General features: G+C 69.0%; 5 protein-coding genes. 3 read left to right on the top strand and 2 right to left on the bottom strand.

What is annotated here, in order from left to right; genetic code table 11:
• The 3 genes from ABY44_RS00065 to ABY44_RS00055 all read left to right on the top strand — a co-directional run.
• Positions 1-2,198 (top strand): FUSC family protein (locus tag ABY44_RS00065; protein WP_431640666.1); only part of this gene is annotated, 2,198 nt, incomplete at its 5' end.
• A complete protein-coding gene (locus tag ABY44_RS00060; RefSeq protein ID WP_011351756.1) occupies positions 2,195-2,398 on the top strand; it encodes a DUF1656 domain-containing protein in 204 nt (67 codons plus the stop codon). The genes ABY44_RS00065 and ABY44_RS00060, both read left to right, overlap by 4 nt.
• 12 nt (positions 2,399-2,410) lie before the next feature.
• Positions 2,411-3,286, top strand: a complete 876-nt coding sequence (locus ABY44_RS00055; RefSeq protein WP_014897260.1) for an efflux RND transporter periplasmic adaptor subunit — start codon at positions 2,411-2,413, stop codon at positions 3,284-3,286.
• 37 nt (positions 3,287-3,323) lie between these two features.
• Here ABY44_RS00055 and ABY44_RS00050 read toward each other — a convergent pair whose 3' ends face one another.
• Together ABY44_RS00050 and ABY44_RS00045 are read right to left on the bottom strand one after the other, a co-directional pair.
• Positions 3,324-4,352 (bottom strand): EpsG family protein, encoded by a 1,029-nt coding sequence (locus tag ABY44_RS00050; RefSeq protein ID WP_060173022.1) that lies wholly within the window; start codon positions 4,350-4,352, stop codon positions 3,324-3,326.
• Positions 4,353-4,552: 200 nt separating this feature from the next.
• Positions 4,553-6,146, bottom strand: a 1,594-nt coding sequence (locus ABY44_RS00045) for a methyl-accepting chemotaxis protein (RefSeq protein WP_431640664.1), incomplete at its 5' end; no start/stop codon positions are given.

Genomic DNA, 6,146 nt, shown 5'->3' with positions numbered 1-6,146 from the left:
CAGCCTCCTCCCCCCTCTCCCCGACCGCCGGCGGTCCGTTCGCGGCCTGGTATGCCGCGTTCGGCGACTGGGCCCGCACCGACGGCGCCGCGTGGCTCTACCTGTTCAAGGCACTGCTCGCGGCCTTCATCGCGCTCGGCGTGTCGATGCGGCTCGACCTGCCGGCGCCGAAAACGGCAATGACGACCGTCTTCATCGTGATGCAGCCGCAAAGCGGCGCCGTGCTCGCGAAAAGCTTCTATCGGGTCGCCGGCACGATCTTCGGGCTCATCGCGACGCTCACGTTCGTCGGGCTGTTCCCGCAGCAGCCGCAGCTGTTCCTGCTGGCGATCGCCCTGTGGATCGCGCTGTGCACCGCCGGCGCCGCGCGCAACCGCAACTTCCGCAGTTACGGCTTCCTGCTCGCCGGCTATACGACCGCGCTGATCGGCCTGCCCGCGTCGCAGCACCCGGATGGCGCATTCATGAGCGCGATGACGCGGGTCTCCGAAGTCATCATCGGGATCGTGTCGGCCGGCGTCGTCAGCGCGCTCGTGTTTCCTCGGTACACGGGCGAGCAGATGCGCACGACGGTGCGCAAGCGCTTCGGCAGCTTCGTCGACTACGTCGCGTCGGCGCTGTCGGGCCAGCTCGACCGCGCGCACATCGAGACCATCCATACGCGCTTCGTCGCCGACGTGGTCGGCTTCGAGGCCGCGCGCAGCATGGCCGTGTTCGAGGATCCGGACACGCGCATGCGCAGCGGCCGCCTCGCGCGGCTGAACAGCGAATTCATGAGCGCGTCGAGCCGCTTTCACGCGCTGCACCAGCTGATGAACCGGCTGCACGCGGCCGGCGCGCAGGCCGCGATCGATGCGATCGAGCCGTATTTCCGCGAGATCGCGCCGCTGCTCACGCGCAATGGCGAACCCGTGCGCACGTCGATCGACGCCGCGCACTCGGCCGAGCAACTGCTCGCATGGCGCGACGCGCTCCCGCGCCGTATCCGCGCGACACGCGCGGAACTCGAAACGCAGCCCGACTTCCCGCTGCTCGACTTCGATACCGCCGCCGAACTGCTGTACCGCTTCATCACCGACCTGCAGGAATACGCGGCGACCTATGCGTCGCTCGCGACCGCGACGCACGAGCGCGAACGCTGGATCGAACGCTACGAGCCGCGCACCAACAAAACGGCCGCCACGATCGCGGGGATCCGCACCGCGACGGTGATTCTCGCGCTCGGCTGGTTCTGGATCGAGACTGCGTGGCCGAGCGGCGTGATGCTGGTGCTGAACGCCGCGGCGACCTGCGCGCTCGCGTCGTCGGCGCCGCGCCCGACCGCGATGGCCGCGCAGATGGGGATGGGCACGGCGCTGGCCGTCTGCACCGGCTTCCTGCTGACGTTCGGCATCTACCCGCGGATCGACGGCTTCGTCCTGCTGTGCGCGGCGCTCGCGCCGTTGCTCGCGATCGGCATCTACATGTCGCTGAAGCCGAAGCTCGCCGGCTACGGCGCGGGCTATCTGATCTTCTTCTGCTTCCTCGCCGGCCCCGACAGCATCACGCACTACGATCCCACGAGCTTCATGAACGACGCGCTCGCGCTCCTGTTGTCGATGCTCGTCTCGGCGATCGCGTTCGCCGTGCTGTTCCCGCCGACCGCGCCGTGGCTCAAGAAACGCCTGTTCGCCGACCTGCGTCACCAGGCCGTCGCGGCCTGCCACGCGCGGCTCGCCGGACTGCGCACGCGCTTCGAGAGCGGCGCGCGCGACCTGATGTACCAGGCGCACACGCTGTCGGCCGACCAGCCCGACGTGCAGCGCGACGCGCTGCGCTGGATGTTCGCGGTGCTCGAAACCGGGAATGCGGCCATCGACCTGCGCCACGAGCTGGCAACGCTGCCGTCCGACCCGCGCTACGCGCCGACGACGCCGTGGCGCCGCGCGATCGAAACGATGCGCGCCGGGCTGTCGTCGCTGTTCGCGCGGCCGGACGCCGAACGTTTCGATACAACGCTCGCCGCGGTGAACGATGCGATCGACGCGACCCGGCAGACGCTCGACGCGTTCATGCCGACGCGCGAGGAACGCCACCGGCTGCAGCGCATCCTGAGCCATCTGCATTTCGTGCGCACGGCACTGCTCGATCCCGAATCGCCGCTCGCCGCGCTCAACCGCAACCGCCCCGTGCGTCCCCAACCAGGAGCCTCGTCATGATGCCGCGTGAAATCGCCATTCTCGATGCCTACATGCCCACGGTGGTGCTGATGTTCGTCCTCGGCGCGCTCGCGACCTGGGCCGTCGACCGCCTGCTCGCCTATACGGGCCTCTACCGTCTCGTCTGGCACCCGTCGCTGTTCCGGGCCTGCCTCCTCGTCTGCATTTGCGGCGGACTGAGTCTTGCCGTTTACCGTTGATTCCGAACCATCATGATTCTCAGAAAACTCTTCGGCTTCGTCGCGACCGCCGTCATTCTTCTCGTCGCGATCCTGATCGGGCGCTCGCTGTGGGTGCACTACATGGACGATCCGTGGACGCGCGACGGGCGCGTGCGCGCCGAGATCGTCAACGTCGCGCCGGACGTGTCGGGCGCGATCGTCGAACTGCCCGTGCATGACAACCAGCTCGTGAAAAAGGGCGACCTGATCATGCAGATCGACCCGTCGCACTACCAGATCGCGGTCGAGCAGGCGCAGGCGGCCGTCGCCGCCCGCCGCGCGGAACTGCAGATGCGCCGCGACGACGCGGCGCGCCGCGCGGATCTCGATGCGCTCGTCGTGTCGAAGGAAAACCGCGAGAACGCCGCGCACAGTGCCTCGAGCGCCGATGCGCAGTACCAGCAGGCGATCGCCGCGCTCGATGCCGCGAAGCTCAACCTCGAGCGCACGCGCGTCGTCGCGCCGGTCGACGGCTACATCACGAACCTGCAGACGTTCAAGGGCAACTATGCGGTGGCCGGCCAGGCGAAGCTCGCGATCGTCGACAGCCACTCGTTCTGGGTCTACGGCTACTTCGAGGAAACCAAGCTGCCGCGCGTGAAGATCGGCGCGCCGGCCGAAATGCGGCTGATGAGCGGCGGCGTGATGAAGGGCCATGTCGAAAGCATCTCGCGCGGCATCTACGATCGCGACAACCCGCAAAGCCGCGACCTCGTCGCGGACGTGAACCCGACCTTCAACTGGGTGCGCCTCGCGCAGCGCGTGCCGGTGCGCATCAGGATCGACGAAGTGCCGGCCGACGTGGTGCTGTCGGCGGGTACGACCTGCACGGTCATCATCGATCCGGACAAGCAGAAGAAGTCGTAAGCGCAACGCGCGCCGGGCGGCATCCCGCCCGGCGGCGTCACTCCCAGAAGAACCGGTAAGGCAGGAACGGCGACGGGCCGAGCCCCGCTTCGCCGATCATGTTGCGCAACCGCATCGCAAAGCCGATGGCGCCGATCGCGACGAGTGCGGCGATCACATACGGGCGCCGCACGTACGGCACGCGTTGCAGCGGCACGAACTGGCAGCCCATCGCGAACAGCACGAGCCACTGGAAGCGCAGCCCCGCATAGCTGACCCGCGCGAGCACGAAACTCGCAATCTCGCAGGCGAACAGGAACACGAGCGTGCGCGGCATGCGGGCAAGCAGCGCCCAGCCGGCCGCGAGGGTCAGCAGCGCGAGCACGAGCGGTGCGCTGCCCGACATCTGTGCCGGCGGCGTGAATGCCGCATAGAGTCCGAACTTCGCCAGCAACGCGTCGTGGTGCATCGCGAACAGCACGCCGCCGATCGCGACCGCCAGCCCCGCATAACGCAGCAGGCGCAGCCGCCGCACCTGGAGCAGCACGACGAGCAGCACCGCCGACACGTGCATGCCGGCCGCCGCGGCCGCCAGCGCGATCGACGCGCCATGCCGCCTGCGCACCCATTCGTCCGACGCGATCTTGGCCGCGCAGAACGCGAGGCCATAACGCAGCCCGCTCATCGCCATGTCGTAGAAGAACAACGGAAAGATCAGCGTGGCGAACACGCACGCATCCTCGGCCGTCCGCCCGAACGCGACGACACATGCGATGACGATCAGCAGCGACAGGATTGCCGTCACGATGCGCGGGTCGTGCCCGACCCATTCGAGCGCGCGCACGAGCCATACGAAGCCCGGCTCGAGCGTGCGCGGTACGACCTTCAGGTTGCCGCTCCAGATGCCGGCGATGATGTCCTGGTAAATCGCCGTGTCGGTGCCCGTCCGGCCACGCAGCACGGCGAACGTGGCGGCCGGTGCGATACCCGCCGCGAGCCACCGCCACGGCGGCATGCGCGTGCGCATGCCGAGCGCGGCGGAGACGAGGATGCACAGGTATCCGCTCAGATAAATCGTCGTTGTCATTGTTATGAATGACCCGCTCGGCGCAGTGCCGCACCGGTGTCGATGCGCGCGCCGCGGGTTCTGGTCCCCAGCTGTGTGGAAGCGCATTGTAGGGGATCGCGCGGCGCGTGACTGCCGGTTTTGTCACCCACCGGCGGATGAGCGGCGGATTGCGCGTGTCGCGGGTGGCCGGCCCGCGACCGCGCGGCGCTCGGGCCGCGTCAGGCCGCGATACGAAAGCGCCCGACCAGCGACTTCAAGGCCTGCGCCTGCTCGTCGAGCGCGTTCGCCGCGGCGGCCGCCTGCTCGACGAGTGCCGCGTTCTGCTGGGTGCCGGCGTCCATCTGCGTGACCGCGCGGCCGATCTCGTCGATCCCCGCGCTCTGCTCGTCCGATGCCGCGGAAATTTCGCCGATGATGTCGGTCACGCGCTTGACCGCGCGCACGACGTCGCCCATCGTGCGGCCCGCATCGTGCGCGAGCGCCGCACCGTTCGCGACTCGCTCGACCGACGCGCCGATCAGCGCTCGGATCTCCTTCGCCGCGGTCGCCGCGCGTTGCGCGAGCAGGCGGACTTCACCCGCGACCACCGAGAAGCCGCGCCCCTGCTCGCCCGCGCGTGCGGCCTCGACGGCCGCGTTCAACGCGAGAATGTTGGTCTGGAACGCGATCCCCTCGATCGTGCCGATGATGTCGCGGATGTTCTTCGCGCTGTCGTCGATCTCGCTCATCGTCGCGACGACGCGCCCGACGACTTCCCCGCCCGTCTCCGCAACGGCCGAAGCATTGGCCGCGAGCGCGCTCGCCTGCCGCGCGTTCTCGGCGTTCTGCCGTACGGTCGACGTGAGCTGCTCCATGCTGGCCGCGGTGCGCTCGAGCGCGACGGCCTGCTGCTCGGTGCGCCTCGACAGATCGAGATTGCCGGTGGAAATCTCGCCCGACGCGGCCGCGATCGCCTCGGCGCTGACGGCAATCTCGCCGACGGTCGCCGCAAGTCCCGTCTGCATCTCGGCCAGCGCACGCACCATGCTGTCGCGGTCGTGCCGGCCCAGCGTGATCGGTCGCGTCAGGTCGCCGCGCGCGATGTCCGCGGCAATCGCCTTCGCATGCGCGGGCTCGCCGCCGAGCTGCGACGCGAGACGGCGCACGACGCGCTCCGCGATGACGATCGCGAGCACGATCAGCGCAGCCGTCATCGCCGCGATCATCGCGAACGACGACGAGAAAATGGTGGCGGACGCATCGAGCGTCGCCTTCGACTTCGCACCGCGTGTCTTCACGAGTTCGGCGACCAGTTTTTCGAGCTTGCCGGTTTCGACCAGCAGCGACACGTCCTGCGTGCCGACCTGCCAGCTCATCTGCGACAGGTCGAGCGGCTGTGCCTGCACGAGCGCGACGAAATCGCGCAGATGCGCGCTCCACGCGCCGACCGCCGTCGAGAATGCGCGCAGCCGCGCCGAATCGTCGACGTCGGCCGGATCCGCATAGCGCTGCAGCGTGCCGAGCGCCTGGCCGATCGACGCGAGCCCGGCGCCCACGTCTGCGCCCAGCTCGTTGCGTTCCTTCGCGGTGGTCGCGGTCAGCAGCATCTTCTGGGCACGGCTCGCACGCAGCACTTCGGCCCGAACCTCCTCGGCCGCGCGGCTCGCGACGTGACCCTGCTCGTAGACGGACGCGATCGACGCATTCAGCCGGCTGATCTGCCAGAGCGAAAACATGCCGATCGCCAGCGTGCCGGCGAGCAGGATCGCGAATGCGGCGCGCAACGTCGCCTTGACGGTCCACGGCCGGCGCTCGCGACGCGCCGCCCGCGGG

The organism is Burkholderia sp. ZZQ-2, from assembly GCF_050768715.1.
Classification (GTDB): Bacteria; Pseudomonadota; Gammaproteobacteria; order Burkholderiales; family Burkholderiaceae; genus Burkholderia; species Burkholderia cepacia.
This window is presented reverse-complemented; position numbering and strand designations above follow the sequence as displayed.

Coding starts and splice junctions, on each gene's coding strand:
- ABY44_RS00060 (WP_011351756.1), top strand. CDS start 2,195: ATGATGCCGCGTGAAATCGCCATTCTCGATGCCTACATGCCCACGGTG.
- ABY44_RS00055 (WP_014897260.1), top strand. CDS start 2,411: ATGATTCTCAGAAAACTCTTCGGCTTCGTCGCGACCGCCGTCATTCTT.
- ABY44_RS00050 (WP_060173022.1), bottom strand. CDS start 4,352: ATGACAACGACGATTTATCTGAGCGGATACCTGTGCATCCTCGTCTCC.